Annotated in this window: 15 protein-coding genes; 14 read left to right on the forward strand and 1 reads right to left on the reverse strand. The window is 43.4% G+C overall.

Features of this window, described 5'->3' with window-relative positions; translation table 11 throughout:
• The first annotated feature begins 309 nt into the window (after positions 1-309).
• The gene (locus AAV90_RS08090) at positions 310-1,464 is read left to right on the forward strand and encodes an alkaline phosphatase family protein (protein WP_046497509.1); all 1,155 of its coding nucleotides are present in this window, start codon (positions 310-312) and stop codon (positions 1,462-1,464) included.
• A gap of 70 nt (positions 1,465-1,534) precedes the next feature.
• On the opposite strand, the gene AAV90_RS08095 is transcribed toward AAV90_RS08090, so the two are convergent.
• Positions 1,535-1,759 (reverse strand): hypothetical protein, encoded by a 225-nt coding sequence (locus AAV90_RS08095; RefSeq protein WP_157609517.1) that lies wholly within the window; start codon positions 1,757-1,759, stop codon positions 1,535-1,537.
• Between the two features lie 533 nt (positions 1,760-2,292).
• On the opposite strand from AAV90_RS08095, the gene AAV90_RS08100 reads away from it, so the two are divergent.
• From AAV90_RS08100 to AAV90_RS08160, 13 genes are all read left to right on the forward strand, one after another.
• Complete coding sequence (locus tag AAV90_RS08100; protein ID WP_046497512.1) at positions 2,293-2,781, forward strand: Lrp/AsnC family transcriptional regulator; 489 nt, start codon at positions 2,293-2,295, stop codon at positions 2,779-2,781.
• The gene (locus AAV90_RS08105; protein ID WP_046497514.1) at positions 2,778-3,947 is read left to right on the forward strand and encodes an aminotransferase class I/II-fold pyridoxal phosphate-dependent enzyme; all 1,170 of its coding nucleotides are present in this window, start codon (positions 2,778-2,780) and stop codon (positions 3,945-3,947) included. The genes AAV90_RS08100 and AAV90_RS08105 overlap by 4 nt, the downstream gene beginning before the upstream one ends.
• 142 nt (positions 3,948-4,089) lie before the next feature.
• Positions 4,090-4,566 (forward strand): hypothetical protein, encoded by a 477-nt coding sequence (locus tag AAV90_RS08110; protein WP_046497516.1) that lies wholly within the window; start codon positions 4,090-4,092, stop codon positions 4,564-4,566.
• A 67-nt stretch (positions 4,567-4,633) separates the two neighbouring features.
• A complete protein-coding gene (locus AAV90_RS08115) occupies positions 4,634-6,211 on the forward strand; it encodes an MBL fold metallo-hydrolase RNA specificity domain-containing protein (RefSeq protein WP_046497517.1) in 1,578 nt (525 codons plus the stop codon).
• Positions 6,212-6,595: 384 nt separating this feature from the next.
• Positions 6,596-7,777 (forward strand): DnaD domain-containing protein, encoded by a 1,182-nt coding sequence (locus AAV90_RS08120; protein WP_046497519.1) that lies wholly within the window; start codon positions 6,596-6,598, stop codon positions 7,775-7,777.
• Between the two features lie 52 nt (positions 7,778-7,829).
• Complete coding sequence (locus AAV90_RS08125) at positions 7,830-9,188, forward strand: replicative DNA helicase (protein WP_157609518.1); 1,359 nt, start codon at positions 7,830-7,832, stop codon at positions 9,186-9,188.
• Positions 9,188-9,505 (forward strand): hypothetical protein, encoded by a 318-nt coding sequence (locus AAV90_RS08130; protein WP_046497521.1) that lies wholly within the window; start codon positions 9,188-9,190, stop codon positions 9,503-9,505. Before AAV90_RS08125 ends, AAV90_RS08130 begins: the two co-directional genes overlap by 1 nt.
• Before the next feature lie 228 nt (positions 9,506-9,733).
• Positions 9,734-11,041, forward strand: coding sequence for a phenylacetate--CoA ligase family protein (locus AAV90_RS08135; protein ID WP_046497523.1), 1,308 nt, complete (start codon positions 9,734-9,736; stop codon positions 11,039-11,041).
• A 16-nt stretch (positions 11,042-11,057) separates the two neighbouring features.
• Positions 11,058-12,161 (forward strand): histidinol-phosphate transaminase, encoded by a 1,104-nt coding sequence (gene hisC, locus AAV90_RS08140; protein WP_046497525.1) that lies wholly within the window; start codon positions 11,058-11,060, stop codon positions 12,159-12,161.
• Between the two features lie 4 nt (positions 12,162-12,165).
• Positions 12,166-12,693: a spore protease YyaC gene (gene yyaC, locus AAV90_RS08145; protein ID WP_046497527.1), complete on the forward strand. Its 528-nt coding sequence runs from the start codon at positions 12,166-12,168 to the stop codon at positions 12,691-12,693.
• A gap of 178 nt (positions 12,694-12,871) precedes the next feature.
• Complete coding sequence (iorA, locus tag AAV90_RS08150) at positions 12,872-14,611, forward strand: indolepyruvate ferredoxin oxidoreductase subunit alpha (protein ID WP_046497529.1); 1,740 nt, start codon at positions 12,872-12,874, stop codon at positions 14,609-14,611.
• A gap of 3 nt (positions 14,612-14,614) precedes the next feature.
• Positions 14,615-15,202: an indolepyruvate oxidoreductase subunit beta gene (locus tag AAV90_RS08155; protein WP_046497531.1), complete on the forward strand. Its 588-nt coding sequence runs from the start codon at positions 14,615-14,617 to the stop codon at positions 15,200-15,202.
• Positions 15,203-15,222: 20 nt separating this feature from the next.
• Positions 15,223-16,053, forward strand: a complete 831-nt coding sequence (locus AAV90_RS08160) for a deoxyribonuclease IV (protein WP_046497533.1) — start codon at positions 15,223-15,225, stop codon at positions 16,051-16,053.
• Positions 16,054-16,089 lie beyond the last annotated feature (36 nt).

Genomic DNA, 16,089 nt, shown 5'->3' on the forward strand with positions numbered 1-16,089 from the left:
GTTAACAAATTCCTTTCTTAACACCCATGGCCGTAGGATACAACCTTAATAGTTACCCCAAGGTATCATATGTATTACCTGAAGGGGCAACCACCTATGAAAATGGTTACGTGATACGGATGGGGAAACTCTGTTTCCCACAGGCAGCTAAAGTCTCTACTAGGCTGGTTGAAAAATAAAATAACCGCAAAGATCCTCGTGATCCGTGTCTATTTACTTACTAATGTTCGGCAATGTTTATATGCTCTGCTAGTATAAAATACCTCTTCTAAAAATATAGATGGGTAAGGAATGTTTAGGGGGGGTTAGATGAGCAGGGTTTATTCTTATATACTGGTATGGTTTGTATTGTGCTTGACATTTACTTGTTTTTTGGCAACTGGCGGAAAAGCAAGTGCCGAAGAAACATCACCTGTCAAACACGTCTTTTTAATCAGTGTGGGAGGGTTAAATTCGGAAGGTTTTGCCGATACAGCTACGGTAAACATGAACTATTTGGCCGGGGAGGGTGTATTGGATCGCCACACCATGGCAGTACGCGCAGATACGCTGGAATCAGCCGAAACATCATTGTTGACCGGGGCTGAGCCGACCGACCACAAACATTATACAGTCAATGATTCTGTAGAAGTGGAATCAATTTTTGATGTTTTAAATAAAAACAAACGCAGCATTTTGGTAGTAGATGGGTCTGGCGGAAAGCTACAGTCTTTTGCCTATAGCAACCAGGGATATAGAAAAATAAAACTTACTGCCAGCAGCAAGGTGATATTGGAAGAAGCCTATAACAGTTTTCAAAAATCCAAACCTTTTTTTAATTATATATATGTAGATGATTGCAGTGATGTATTGCTCAGACAGGATCAAAAGTCCTATTATGCTGCGATACGCAAATTTGATATAGAGCTAGGGGAATTTTTGAAAAAATTGCAGGCCAGTGGGGTATACAAAGAAAGCCTTATTATAGTTACCTCTGCCCGGAGTTCCTCCCCTTCCCACCAAGTGCCCCTTATCATGTCCGGGCCTGGGGTAAAAGTAAATACAATCATTAGCGGCTCGATGATAATCGATGTGGCCAGCACGGTCTGTCAACTGGCTGACCTGAAGGTGCCGGCCAATTCGCGCGGAATTCCAGCCTATACTGTATTTAACGTGCCGACAGATCAAAAAGAAAAAATGTATGAAGATTGGATAAAGGATCTAAAGAAAGATCGTCTGGCGAATTGGGATATGAATTACAAGCTAAATGATGAATTAGGCAGAACTATACGCCAGATGACGGATATCAAGGAAGAAAAGCAGAGTATATTTGATTTTGCCGGTGAAAGGGAACAACTCATTGCATCCCTGAAGAAAAAACTGAGTCTTGAAAGGGGATTGTGGGGCGGGGTTGTTATACTTATGCTTCTGGGATATGGGGCAGAATATATTTGGCTGCGCAGGAAATTCCTTTTGTTTAAATAGTAAATGTTAATATTTAAACGTTGCCGGTGATACCTGCAACTGGAAGAGGTGTTGATTAAACACGGGGGGCTTAAGTTTTTATTTTTTGCAGAAGGCCATCTAAGACGTTTTTGAACTGCACAATTTTATTCCTTTCATTTTCATTACTAAAGTTTTCTTCATCGAGTTCCAGTTGAGCAATAAGCAGTGCATTAAAAAGCTTCTCATGAATCGTCATGGAAGGAGATTTAAAGTACTGATCTACCCGGTATGCTACCTGTTGCTCCTCACTCGTTAAATCCTTTGCTGATAACAATTTTATCGCCCCCCGGTAAATTCCTAAAGAAATCATATGCGCGTATTTTAAAAATAGTTCAACAAAAACGTAAAACAAAGATTAAATTTAGGAACTTGACTCCTTATATAAGCTGGTGATAAAATATTGGGCAATTAAACATTTTAAAGTGATGATCAGAAGACAGTTATTAATGTGATAACAGAGAGCCGGATAAGCTGAAACCCGGTATCAGATTGATAACCTAAGCCACCTGTGAATGCCGGTGAACTGCCTTAAGGGCCTTAAGCCGGACGGGAACCAGCCGTTATTGGAAATTAAGTAGGGCATTTGTTTTAAACATATGTCAAGCAGGGTGGTACCGCGGGAGACAGCTCTCGTCCCTTTTAAGGGATGAGAGCTTTTGGTTTTTATTCTCGGATTAGTTTTATGAGTATTAAACTAAGGTTGCCCCCTGCGGGGACTACCGATATGAACTTCGTTCATGATTAAGGTGGCACCGTGATCCGCGTTAATTAAAATTCAATTTTTTAATTAAAAATGGAGGTATAATTATGGATTTGGAAAAAAGAATCCTCAAACTGATTGAACGTGATGCCCGGCTTAGTGCCAAAACCATTGCCGCTATGATTGATGAGGACGAGGAGAAAGTACAAGAAATTATTTCCGGATTGGAAAAAAACAGAACCATTTTAGGTTACCATGCTATCGTTAACTGGGAGAAAAATGGTTGGGATGGCGTGACTGCCTTGATAGAAGTCAAGGTTAGCCCGGAACGTGAAGTAGGGTTTAACAATATTGCCGAAAGGATATATAGGTTCCCGGAGGTAAAATCAGTTTATCTGATGAGCGGCAGCTATGATCTTTCCGTAATTGTTGAAGGGGATAGCCTAAAAGATGTTGCCCGCTTCGTCTCACACAAGCTTTCGGTGATTGACCAAGTACAAAGCACGGTTACGCATTTTATTCTTAAACGTTATAAAGAAGACCATATTATTTTTAACGAGGGAGAGGAAGACAAAAGGTTGGTGGTAAGCCCATGAATAATATGAACGATTATCTGTCTGCATCGGTAAAATCGATTGCCCCCTCCGGGATCCGCAAATTTTTTGATCTGGTATCCCAAACCGAGGGGGTCATATCCCTGGGTGTTGGCGAACCTGATTTTGTAACTCCCTGGCATATAATCGAAGCCTGCCTCTATTCCCTGGAGCAGGGTTACACCATGTATACTTCCAATTCCGGATTGCCGGAATTAAGGGAGGAAGTGTCTTACTATGAACAAAGAACCATCGGGGTGGAATATGCGCCTGCCGACCAGATTCTGATTACGGTAGGTGTCAGTGAAGCCATCGATCTGGCCTTGCGTGCACTCCTTGAACCTGGGGATGAGGTATTGATACCTGAACCGTGTTTTGTCAGCTATGCCCCTGGTGCGGTATTGGCTTACGGGAACCCCGTTCCCGTGGAAACGTATGACATTGACCAGTATCGCCTGCGTCCGGAGATACTGGCAGGGAAAATAACGCCTAGGAGCAAGGTGCTGATTTTGCCCTACCCCAACAATCCCACCGGAGGCATAATGACCAGACAAGACTTGGAAGATTTAGTCGACATTATCGTTAAAAATGATCTGATCGTTATTTCAGATGAAATCTATGGGGAGCTTTCCTATTTTGAAAAGCATGTCTCCATAGCTTCCCTGCCGGGGATGAAGGATCGCACCCTGGTAATGAATGGTTTTTCTAAAGCTTTTGCTATGACCGGCTGGAGGATTGGATATGCCTGTGGCCACCCCGATATTATTGCCGCAATGACCAAGATTCACCAATATACCATCATGTGCGCGCCGATCATGGCACAGAAGGCTGCCGTTGAAGCTCTGCGTAATGGCGAAATTGAAATGCGCAAGATGATAGCTGATTATAATTATCGCCGCAAACTGATGCATAAAGGTCTAAACGAAATCGGTTTAAGCTGTTTTGAACCCCGCGGAGCCTTTTATTGTTTTCCATCCATTAAAAGTACCGGCTTAAGCAGTGAAGACTTTTGTGAGCAACTATTATTAAAGGAACAGGTGGCGGTAGTACCCGGCAATGCCTTTGGGCAATCCGGTGAAGGGTTTATAAGGTGCTGTTACGCTGCCAGTGTAAATAATATTGAAGAAGCACTGCGGCGGATCAAAAATTTCCTTAATCAGATAGAATAGTCATTATTTCCCAAATAGCTTCCAGAATTTTTATAAATTCTCGAAAAGTACTGAATTTACAGATAATTATACGATATAATTGTAAAGGAATTTTACCCTTTAGCTAGAACCTCTATAACATCAAGTAAAGGAGGTTTTTGCTATGTTTGGAGAGATTACTGCAAACGAAATAGAACTTCTGAATGCATATTATTTACTTGCACCCAATGCCCAAAAGGAAATAAAGGATTACCTGCGCTATCAACTTTGCAAACAGTATAAAAAGGAAGTAATGCTGGCTGTATTTAACAATCAACTTCTTCACAGTCTCTTACACAGTCTCTTGCATATGGTGGAAAGAGATGAATTCGACATCAATCAGGTGCAAAAAAGGGTACTGCAGATTAAAGAGCTATATTTTGGCATATTTGAACATATTCACTGTAAGTACAGTGAACATATCGAAGAATTGGACAGCAATGAGATCGTGAAAGAATTTGGCAGGATCAGCTTTGATAGTATTGATCGGGCCTGCAGATCGGGAAATCACATTACTATTCGCCTGGAAATAGTTGAATTTTATGAAGGATATAACAAGCTGGCCAGAAAAAAAGACGCCCGCAAAATAGTTGCTGTATAATATAAGACGTAGATCAATAGTTGCAGTATAATAAATAATATTTGTAGCAAATGGGGGCAAAAGAAAAATGAAGATCAAATTCCTAGGCGCGGCGCGAACCGTTACCGGTTCGTTTCATGTCATTGAAACCGACCAAGTGCGTTTTGCCATCGATTGTGGTCTCTTTCAAGGTAGTAAAGAAGTTAGGGAAAGGAACTATCAAGATTTTAAGATTGACCCTAGGTCATTACAGTTTTTAATCCTCACCCATGCACATATTGACCATTCCGGACTTATACCCAAACTATATAATAGCGGTTTTAGGGGCCAGATATTTTGTAATACGGCTACTGCTGAGTTGTGCGAAGTAATGCTCCCCGATTCCGCCTACATACAGGAATCAGAGGTAAAACGTAAAAACCGTAAGCTCAGCAGAGCCGGGCAAAAGCTGCTGAATCCAATTTACACCGTTGAAGATGCTACTAATTGTCTGGCACTATTTCGCCCTATTAACTATGATGAAATAATTGAACTGGCTCCCGGAGTAAAGGCGCGTTTTCGGGACGCCGGTCATATTTTGGGCTCATCTATCGTTGAGTTATGGCTCAAAGAAGGTAGCCAGGAGATTAAAATCGTATTCAGCGGCGATCTTGGTAATTTTGATCGGGCTTTCGTAAAAGACCCCACCACAATTGAAAGTGCCGATTACGTAATTATGGAATCTACCTATGGAGATCGTTTCCATAAGGAAGTATTTAATCGACAGGAAAAGCTAAAGCAGATTATAGATGATACCATGAAAAAGGGTGGTAATCTTATAATTCCTGCCTTTGCTGTAGAAAGAACCCAGGATCTTATCTACGACTTTAACGAACTTTACCTAAAAGGGGATCTTGATCCCGATATAGATATTTACATTGACAGTCCGCTGGCTATCGCTGCCACGGAGATATTTAAAAATCATACCTCCTTGTATGATGCCCAGACTATGCAGCATGTCAAAAATGGCAATCATCCTTTGTATCTGCCCAATCTTAAATATTCCCGTACCCAGGAAGAATCCGTTCAGTTAAACAAGATCGAAGGCGGTACCATCATTATTTCTGCCAGTGGTATGTGTGAAGCTGGCCGCATAAAACATCATTTAAAGCATAATCTGTGGCGGCCTGAAGCAACTATTTTAATAGTTGGTTTTCAGGCTCAGGGCACCTTGGGCCGCAGAATAGTAGACGGGGAGAAAACAGTTGTTATTCATGGTGAACAGGTAAGTGTCAAAGCCGATATATGCAATATGGATCTATACTCTGGACATGCTGACCAGGCCGGTCTGTTTGCCTGGCTAAAAAAATTCAATTCTCCGCCCAGCAAAGTATTTCTCGTACATGGAGACGAGCAGCCGCAAAAGACTTTAGGTGCTTTAATCGAGCAGGAATTAAAAATGTCGGTTGAAATCCCCAGATGGTTGGAAGAATATGAATTAACAGCTTCAGCTCCTGAAATAGTCACTGCCGCCGCTTTAGAAGAAACAAGCAACGATGCTCTTAAAGCCGAAGAATTATATCTGCAGGTTCGCACCAAGCTCAATGAACTTTTCCAGGCAGGCAGTCGCACCCAGGATTATGCCCAGATTATTGAAAAATTAAATCAAATCAAAGCAAATTTATAATTTACAAAAGCGGGATTCAAGGAGCAGGACCTATAGTTTAATTATAATCAATGAATCTTCCACAATGACATAGGACGATGGGGCAATCTTTAGAGATATGCCTCTATCGTCTTTCCCATTTTTATATCCCCTGCAAATCTATATTTTTTTTATTTTTTAAACAAAGCGCTTTATTAAGGCGTTGCCAAGATTTTAACAAAGTTTAGATATCAGTCAAACCCAGTTTTATGTTATGACGTAACGTTACAAATGTATGAAAGCAAATGAGGAAACTTTTTTATATTTTAGATAGTTTTTTTGCCAACAAGCTACTTCTCATCTCACTTGTTATAAATCATAAAAATGATATAATTTGTTTACTTCACATTTGGAGGCTGGAATAATATGCCACAGGAATACGCTTCAATTGAGATACTGCGCTGGGGTTTTGCCCATCTTCCCGGAGCGGTTTTATATTATGCCAAAGAATTAGACATAGATATGGAGGATATCGGTATATTAGCCGCTATTATCTATGCCTTTGAGAAAACCAAACCGCTTTTTCAATCCGGAGTAAGGACTGGACAGGTGTTACAGGCCTGTTCTAATTTAACCGCCCAAAAACTGTCGCGCAAACTAACCCGCTTATCAAAAATGGAACTGTTGGAGGTTGTAGATGGGGATACCAAGAGTTTTACTGATAAAACGGTTTATCTGGAACCCTTGATGGAAAAACTGCAGCAACTGATCCTAAGAGATCATCCCCGTATTATTTCCAGCCAATCTGATAAACAAGCTGAAAAAATACAGATTCAAGAGTATGAGGACAGGATACAGCAGTTGGAAATATTGTTGGAAGAAGAAAAACATAAGAATTTGCCGCTGCACAACAATGTCAATACCGCCATGCATAATAGTATGCACTATAAAAGAGTAGCTGATTTTATTGCCAAAAAAAGCGGTAACTTGCTTAGTGTAAAAATGGAAAATGAACTGCAAAAATGGCTGGATGATTTCGGCTTTACTCCGGAATTTTTGCTGTGTATGCTGGAATTGACTTTTGAGAGAAATATAAATAATCCGCGGGACATTACCAGAATTGCCCGGGATTTAAAAGAATATTCGGTAAACACCGTTGAAGGTCTGGAACTCTACTTTAAAAACTATGTAGACACCAACCAAAATGCCCCCCTGCGCGTTAATCAGTTTGATCCGGATATTGCGGAGTTTGGCAATTTTACAGGTATTGATATGAATGCCGAGGCCCGCAAAAAAGTGTACTACAAGTGGAGATATGACTGGCGTTTTTCCCATCAGATGATTATGAAGGCTGGGGAAATCATGTGTCAGCGCACCAAAAACGGCGGGCTGGAATACATAGATAGTGTGCTTAACAACTGGATGAGTAAGGAGATTAGATCAGTTGCGGATGTAGACAAAGAGATAGCTGAATTTAAAGCCCGCACTAAAGCTGCCAAACCGGCCGGCTTGGCTAATTCTGAAAAAACCGCCGGTAAACGTGCCGGCAAGGAATATGAACTATATGTTCCGCCGGAAGTGCTGGAGGAATTAAAAAGCAAGGCCTAAACCCTGGCGGTAATAGTAAAAGGCCTTTTCCACGGGAAGGATCAGTATAAATATGCAAGAAACCAATTATAACGAAACTTTATTTGACCTGGAAAGTGAACGGCGGGTGTTGTCCGCTATGTTGCATTCGGAAACAGCTTGTATTGAAGCCTTTAACCAGTTGTTGCCCGCGGATTTTTTTTCTCCCCAACATGCAACTGTCTTTGAATTATCCTGCAGTCTCTACGAACGCGAGATAAATCCCACGCTGGTCGAGCTAATCAAAGAAGGTCATAGTTTAGGTATTTTCACCAATCCCCGGGATATTGAAGATATAAGTTATATTGCCGAACAATATATTGATGATGAGAATATTAAGTACTGGATAAAAAGGGTCAAGGATAAAGCCCGCCTGCGCCGCTTTGAATTCTTTCTGCGCAGGAATTACCAGTTGCTGAATGAAGAAAATGAGCAGGATGTCGAGCAGATCCTTATGTCGGCCGAAGAAGAACTTACGAATTTGACGGCCTTGGAGATAGATGATCATATTGATACCCCGGCGGATATGGCCAAACTTGGCTATGAAGAAGTAGAGAGGCGTTTTTTACGCTACAAGGAAATAAAGGAACAGCACAAGGGGGTAATCCCCCTGGATGGGCTGCCCACCGGTTTTAGTAATTTAAACAAAATCACCCTGGGCTACAAACCCGGCGACTTAATAATACTTGGTGCCCAGACCGGCCACGGCAAGACATCTTTTGCCCTGCATACGGCCAATGCCATAGCGGTTAAAAACCAATCCAACCTGCTCTATCTTAATACGGAAATGAGCCGGGAACAGATTGCCTTGCGCTGGGGATCGATTCTGTCCGGGATTGAACATGAACGGGTGCGCAGCGGAGAAATAAATGAATCGGAATTATCACGTATACTTAATGCTTATTCCCAGTTAGGCAACAGCGGCTTTTATTCTTACCCCTGCCCTAACCTCACCCCGGAAAAGACTATTTCCATCGCCCGCAAATTCAAAGCTCAGAAAAATATTGACATGATGATAATAGATTATGTGGGACGCATGGACAAGCAAGATCCCAAACTGCAGGAATGGCAAATCCTGGAACAGATCGTCAAGACTCAGAAAATGCTGGCTCAGAATTTAAAGATGGTGGTTATGTGTCTGGTGCAGTTAAATCCGGATGGATCGTTGCAGGGAGCCAAACGCATGAAAAACGAATGTGATCTGATGTTAAAATTAAGCCCCATACCCAAAGAAGAACTGGAAGAAAACGAAGAATTTAAGAAATACGATATAGTGCCTAATTACACTATTTACGTGGATAAGAACCGCGATGGGCAAAGCGGGATTAGAATTCCCATATATTTTGATCTGCAGCGGCAGTTAATGATGGATGTTAAAAGGGTAAGCATATAATGAGCCGTCAGGAGAATATTAAAAAGGTCTATGACCGATGTTCAGCAATGATTACCAATCTGCATATAAAGAAAAGGGCTATCAGTCAAGAGGAGATGTACAGCCTTTTATCTGTGCTGGATATGGTGGTTCTAAAAAATGATTTCTCTGACTTTATTGATTTATTGCGATCCTGGCAGGAAGGACCCCGGGATGAGGAAATAGATGCCATCATAAAAGCCACCTTACTACAGATTGATTATACCAGCGAGCAATCTATCCGCCAAAACCAAGCTATTCTAGCAGATTTAATCAATTACCAGTCCAGCCAGAGCTAGAACTGACAACATTTCTATAGTGCACTTCAACTGTTTCTGGGTTACAATAAAGAATGAATTTAATGCCTTGCCGAAAAACTGAAGAAGGATGGCAGTATTATATTAAACCGGCATACCTCGTGTGGTAATGCTTGAATTTACTGTTTACAGGCATTATTTTTTTGCCGGCAAATATATATAATTTTTAACCCCAAAATATGTAGAACAGCAGGATAGGAGAGGATATCAATGCCCATATGGAACCCGGATATGGAGTGTATGCCCCGGGAAGAGATTGAAAAGCTACAATTGCAGAGATTAAAGAAAAATCTGCAATATGTTTATGAGCGTTCCGAGGTCTACCGCGAAAAGTTTGCCTCAGTTGGTTTTACTCCCGGCGATTTAAAATGTCTGAACGATTTAAGTAAACTGCCTATGACGGTAAAAGATGATTTCCGGGAAGGTTACCCATTTGGCATGTTCACTGTTCCCCAGGAACAGGTAGTCAGATTACATGCGTCTTCAGGAACCACCGGCAAGCTGACTGTTGTCGGTTGTACTCATAATGACTTAAACAACTGGACTGAACTCGTTGCCCGCATGGTATCCATGACCGGAGTGGATTCCTCCGATGTAGCCCAGATAGCTTTTGGTTATGGATTATTCACCGGAGCCCATGGTTTGCAATACGGCCTGGAAAAAGTGGGGGCCACTGTTATCCCTATTTCCGGCGGCAATTCCGAAAAGCAACTCATGCTCATGAAAGATTTTGGGAGCACGGTTCTGGTCAGTACGCCTACCTATGCCTTGCATTTGGCGGAAATCGCTATGGAGGCAGGAATTGACCCCCGCACCGATTTAAATATCAGAATAGGACTTTTTGGAGGAGAGGCATTTTCCGAAGAGTACCGCCAGGAGATTCAGAAATATTGGGGTATGCTGGCGACTGATAATTATGGTCTGAGTGAAGTGGGCGGCCCTGGTTTTTCCGGTGAATGTCATTTACTTTGCGGACAGCATGTGGCAGAAGACCAGTTTATCGTTGAAATCGTTGATCCCGAAACACTGCAGCCATTGCCTGCTGGAGAGCCGGGTGAAGTTATAATTACCACGCTCTGCCGGGAAGCGGTACCGGTTATCAGATACCGCACCAAGGATATATCTTCCCTGAATTATTCGGTTTGTGACTGCGGGCGCACCACCGCGCGGCTCAGCAAGATTACCGGCCGCAGTGACGATATGATGGTAATTCGCGGGGTCAATGTATTTCCTTCCCAGATTGAGAGTGTGCTGGTCAATATTGATGGTCTGGCTCCTCATTACCAGATTGTCCGCTACAATAAAGGTTATCTTGAAGATCTGGAAATACGGGTGGAAATAGCCGAAGATGCTTTTACCGACACGTACCGCGATCTGGAAGCGATTGAACAGAAATTTAAACAACAGCTTTACAAAGTACTGTCTCTAAACCCCAAGGTCAAACTGGTTGAACCCTACAGTATTGAAAGAACAGCCGGAAAAGCCAAGCGGGTGATTGATATGCGAGACAAGCAATAAAAGGAGATTTAATCCCATGCCGGATTTTATAAAATCAAAAGCCAGACGGGAAATATTCACCCTAAAACCTTATATTCCAGGTAAGCCGATTGAGGAAGTCAAACGCGAATTAGGCCTTACCGATGTAATCAAGCTGGCTTCCAACGAAAATCCCCTGGGTTCTTCCCCTAAGGCCATGGCAGCAGTAAAAGCAAGTATTTCGGATCTGCATTTATACCCGGATGCCAATTGCCACGATCTAAAAAAGAAACTGGCTTCCGTTTACGGAATGCCCGAAAAAAGTATTTTAATCGGTAACGGCTCCGATGAGCTGTTTAGGTTGCTGGCCGAAACATTTTTAGAAAGCCGTGATCAGGTCATCTTCGCCCAGCCGACTTTTTCCGAATATGAATTCGTTTCCCGAATAATGGGCGCCGAATGCATCCAAATACCCTTAAAAGATTATACCCACGATCTGTCGGCTATAATCAATGCTATATCCATAAAAACAAAAATTATCTTTATTTGTAATCCCAATAACCCGACCGGTACCATAGTTAACTCCAGACAGATCAACGAATTCATGGAGCAGGTGCCTGATGATATCCTGGTTGTCTTCGACGAGGCTTACCAGGAATATGTAGAAAGCCCTCAATATGCAAGCGGATTGCAATTTGTCCGGGAGGGCCGAAATGTCCTGGTATCCCGGACATTTTCCAAAATATACGGTCTGGCCGCTCTGCGGATCGGCTACGCTTTAACAACCCCGGCGATTGCCCAGGCGGTCGAACGGGTAGCTGAACCTTTCAATGTCAATATGCTGGCACAGGTCGCAGCTCTGGCGGCTCTGGATGATACGGAATTTATTGATAAAAGCCTGCAAAATAATCGCCTGGGCAAAGAGTATCTATATAAAGAGTTGACCCGTTTAGAGATAGAGTACATTCCTACGGAAACGAATTTTATCTTCCTGGATACCGGACACAACTGCCAGGGAGTCTTTAAAAATCTTTTGCAGCAGGGGATTATTGTGCGTGCCGGTGACAGCTTTGGCTGCCCCAACTATATTCGCGTAACGATAGGTATCCCTGAGCAAAACCGGCGCTTTATTAGAAGCTTGCAAAAAGTTTTGGGGTTATAAGTAGATGATTAGAATCAGCTACCACGAACCGGATGCCGAAATAATGTTGCTAAACGCTTTAAGCAGCAGCCTGCCGCCTTCGCCGGAGCAACTGCTCCTGCTTTGTATCGGCTCAGAGCGGCATATACTGGATTGCCTGGGCCCCTTGACCGGAACTATGCTTAAAACGCGCTTGCCTGGTCTGCTGGTATATGGAACCTTGGATCAGCCTTTACATGCCAACAACCTAACCAGGCAGATGTCAGAGATTCGTAAAAAACATCCCGGTACTATTGAATTGGCTATCGATGCATCGGTTGGTACAGAGGAGGAAATAGGGCAACTGCAATTTTGGCAGGGGAGTTTAATCCCCGGCAAGGCTCTGGCTAAAAATCTGCCGCTTGTTGGAGATTTCTCCTTAACCGCAGTTGTAGATGCCCGTCCCCGGACCAGATATCAAGATACTGGGAATAAACGTGGCTTAGCCCATGTATACCATATGGCCAGGCTCATTGAAGAAGCCATGTACCTATGGTATAAGGCCGTCAAATAAGCTTTCAAGCAAGATTTAACGCTTACACTTTTGTCCTTGATATGTTATTATTTTTTTTAGATATTACTATTAAGGGGCAGAATTCACTTGTTGTAACCGGCGCATTCCTAGCCTCTTGTTCCGTTTGTGAATGAGAGGCTTTTACTTGTGTATACCCAGGAAATAAGGAGGATTAATAATGAAGCAATTAATGATAGGTAACCAGGCTATTGCGCGTGGTGCGTATGAGGCCGGGGCTACTGTAGCCACTGCGTATCCGGGAACCCCCAGCACTGAGATCGTAAGCAGTTTTGCTGAATACGAGGGTGTTTATGCTGAATGGGCCCCCAACGAAAAGGTTGCCATGGAGGTCGGAGCCGGTGCTTCCATTGCCGGGGCTCGTACCCTGGTGGCCATGAAACATGTTGGCGTCAATGTGGCCGCTGATCCTCTGTATACCTTGGCCTACACCGGCGTAAACGGTGGATTGGTGATCGTTTCCGCCGATGACCCTGGAATGCATTCCTCCCAAAATGAGCAGGATAATCGCGGTTATGGACGTTTTGCAAAATTAATCGTGATTGAACCTTCGGATAGTCAGGAAGCACTGGATTTTACCAAAGCCGCCTTCGAACTGAGTGAAGAATTTGACACACCGGTTATGCTGCGGGTTACCACCCGGTTGTCCCACTCGCAGACCATGGTTGAAATCGGTGAACCGCAGGCGTTTAAGCTTAAAGAATATGTTAAAAACCCGGCTAAATACGTAATGTTACCTGCTTATGCGCGGGGTCGACATGTAGAAGTAGAAAAAAAATTCCTGCGTCTTAGAGAATACGCAGAAACAACCCCCTTAAATCGGATTGAGTGGGGAAATAAATCCCTGGGTATAATCACCAGCGGAGTGGCGTATCAGTACGTAAAAGAAGCTTTGCCAGAAGTGTCGGTACTAAAACTGGGCATGACCAATCCTGTGCCGCAAAAACTAATTACTGATTTTGCCGGACAAGTTGACCGGTTGGTGATCGTTGAAGAATTGGAACCAGTCATTGAAGAACAGGTTAAGTCCTGGGGGATAAAAGCCGAAGGCAAAAATATATTTAGTTTGCTGGGAGAATATAACTCCGAATTAATCGCTGAACGGCTGGCCCATGTTCCCCTGCCGACCGGTTTCGGGTTGGAGGGTGATGTGCCGGCGCGTCCGCCGCTACTTTGTGCCGGCTGCCCCCACCGCGGGGTTTTCCATACTCTTAAAAAGATGAAACTTACGGTTATGGGTGACATAGGTTGTTATACTCTGGGGGCTTTAAGTCCCTTGGACGGGATGGATGCCTGTATCTGTATGGGGGCCAGCATCGGCTCGGCCCTGGGGATGGAGAAGGCCCGCGGACCTGAACAGGCTAAAAAAACCGTGGCGGTTATCGGGGATTCCACCTTTGTTCATTCCGGTATTACCGCTTTGATTGATGTAGTCTATAATCAGGGGCATACAACGGTTTTGATTCTCGACAATGATACCACCGCCATGACCGGTCATCAGGATCATCCGGCTACCGGTAAGACTATTACTCGCCAGGCGACCCGCAAGCTGGATCTGTTGGCATTAGTAAAAGCCATTGGGGTAGAGCATGTCCAGGTGGTTGATCCTCTGCAATTAAACGATTTGGAAAGCTCCCTGCAGGAAGCTTTAAATCGCCAGGAACCTTCGGTGATTATCGCTAAACGGCCTTGTGTTTTGTTACACCCAGTCACACTTGCCAGCCGTTATTATGTAGACGATGAGCTGTGTACCGGCTGCAAGTCCTGTATAAAATTAGGATGCACCGGGGTGAGTTTTGATGATGAAAACAAAAAAGCCATTATAAATCCTGGCTGTACTGCTTGTGGGCTCTGCCCCCAGGTATGCAAATTCAATGCTATCAAGAAAATGGAGGTGTAACAAATGCCTGATAAGACCACTAATATTTTAATTGTAGGTGTCGGGGGGCAGGGAACTCTCCTTACCAGCCGCATAATAGCTCAGGTAGCTGTGCAAATGGGTTATGATGTAAAGGTGTCCGAAGTCCACGGAATGGCTCAGCGTGGCGGCAGCGTAGTATCACAGGTGCGTTACGGAAACAAAATCTACTCGCCGATAATCAAAAAAGGAGATGCCGACATCATTCTGGCCTTTGAAAAAGTCGAAAGCGCCCGCTGGCTGGATTTTTTAAAACCAGACGGAATGGTTATCATAAATAATGAGCGGGTCAATCCGCTGCCGGTCTTAAGCGGTAAAGTAAAATATCCTGACCAAATACATGAAAAAGTGGCAGCCTGCCTAAAGGATACCGTAATGGTGGATGCCACTGATATTGCATCTCAATGTGGCAATCCCAAAGCCGCTAATGTAGTCCTGGTTGGTATGCTTTGCAAAGCCATCGGATTACCGGAAGAAGAGGTCGAAAAAGCCATTCGCGATATCGTTCCTGCCAAAGCGATTCAAGTCAATCTGCTGGCCTTTAAAAAAGGTTGCGAGTTAATGGCTGGTTAACCCTTTAAGGAGGGCTCAAAATGCTTAAAATAGGTTGCCATTTATCAGTTTCCAAGGGTTATGCCCATATGGCACAAGAAGCCCTTGCCATAGGTGCCAATACCTTTCAATTTTTTACCCGCAATCCCCGCGGCAGCAAAGCCAAAGCCATCGATACTCAGGATATCGCAGCCTTTTTAAATCTGGCCGCAGAGCACAAATTTGCTCCTATTTTGGCCCATGCCCCATACACCTTAAATCCTTGCTCCGCTGAAGCCAGGGTTAGGGAATTTGCCCTAGAGATAATGGCTGATGATTTAAGACGGATGGAATATACTCCTGGTAACTACTATACTTTTCACCCTGGCAGTCATGGAGGACAAGGCATTGAGACAGGCATTGACCTGATTGCCGAGATGCTCAACCAAATTCTGCTGCCCTCCCAAAGCACCTTGGTTTTGCTCGAAACTATGGCCGGCAAAGGTAGTGAAGTCGGCCATAGTTTTACACAGCTACGTCAGATTATAGATAAAGTAAAATTACAGGAAAAGATCGGTGTCTGTCTGGATACCTGTCATGTCTATGATGCCGGTTATGATATTGTCAATGATCTAGATGGTGTTTTAGAAGAACTTGACCACATTATAGGCCTTGACCGCCTCCATGCCATTCACTTAAATGACAGCAAGAACCCCATTTCAAGCCATAAAGACCGTCATGAAAAGATCGGTCAGGGATCCATAGGACTGGAAACCATTATTAATGTCATCAACCATCCTTTGCTGCGCGATTTGCCTTTTTACCTCGAAACCCCCAATGAATTAGAAGGTTATGCCCATGAGATAAAAATACTGCGAGATGCTTATATATAATACTCAATTCCGTAAACACGTTCAAATGATAATTTC

This window comes from Syntrophomonas zehnderi OL-4 (assembly GCF_000983115.1).
Lineage (GTDB): Bacteria > Bacillota > Syntrophomonadia > Syntrophomonadales > Syntrophomonadaceae > Syntrophomonas_B > Syntrophomonas_B zehnderi.

What these genes read in the sequence shown, in the direction of transcription:
- AAV90_RS08090 (WP_046497509.1), top strand. Translation starts at nt 310, where the DNA reads ATGAGCAGGGTTTATTCTTATATACTGGTATGGTTTGTATTGTGCTTG.
- AAV90_RS08100 (WP_046497512.1), top strand. Translation starts at nt 2,293, where the DNA reads ATGGATTTGGAAAAAAGAATCCTCAAACTGATTGAACGTGATGCCCGG.
- AAV90_RS08105 (WP_046497514.1), top strand. Translation starts at nt 2,778, where the DNA reads ATGAATAATATGAACGATTATCTGTCTGCATCGGTAAAATCGATTGCC.
- AAV90_RS08110 (WP_046497516.1), top strand. Translation starts at nt 4,090, where the DNA reads ATGTTTGGAGAGATTACTGCAAACGAAATAGAACTTCTGAATGCATAT.
- AAV90_RS08115 (WP_046497517.1), top strand. Translation starts at nt 4,634, where the DNA reads ATGAAGATCAAATTCCTAGGCGCGGCGCGAACCGTTACCGGTTCGTTT.
- AAV90_RS08120 (WP_046497519.1), top strand. Translation starts at nt 6,596, where the DNA reads ATGCCACAGGAATACGCTTCAATTGAGATACTGCGCTGGGGTTTTGCC.
- AAV90_RS08125 (WP_157609518.1), top strand. Translation starts at nt 7,830, where the DNA reads ATGCAAGAAACCAATTATAACGAAACTTTATTTGACCTGGAAAGTGAA.
- AAV90_RS08130 (WP_046497521.1), top strand. Translation starts at nt 9,188, where the DNA reads ATGAGCCGTCAGGAGAATATTAAAAAGGTCTATGACCGATGTTCAGCA.
- AAV90_RS08135 (WP_046497523.1), top strand. Translation starts at nt 9,734, where the DNA reads ATGCCCATATGGAACCCGGATATGGAGTGTATGCCCCGGGAAGAGATT.
- hisC (WP_046497525.1), top strand. Translation starts at nt 11,058, where the DNA reads ATGCCGGATTTTATAAAATCAAAAGCCAGACGGGAAATATTCACCCTA.
- yyaC (WP_046497527.1), top strand. Translation starts at nt 12,166, where the DNA reads ATGATTAGAATCAGCTACCACGAACCGGATGCCGAAATAATGTTGCTA.
- iorA (WP_046497529.1), top strand. Translation starts at nt 12,872, where the DNA reads ATGAAGCAATTAATGATAGGTAACCAGGCTATTGCGCGTGGTGCGTAT.
- AAV90_RS08155 (WP_046497531.1), top strand. Translation starts at nt 14,615, where the DNA reads ATGCCTGATAAGACCACTAATATTTTAATTGTAGGTGTCGGGGGGCAG.
- AAV90_RS08160 (WP_046497533.1), top strand. Translation starts at nt 15,223, where the DNA reads ATGCTTAAAATAGGTTGCCATTTATCAGTTTCCAAGGGTTATGCCCAT.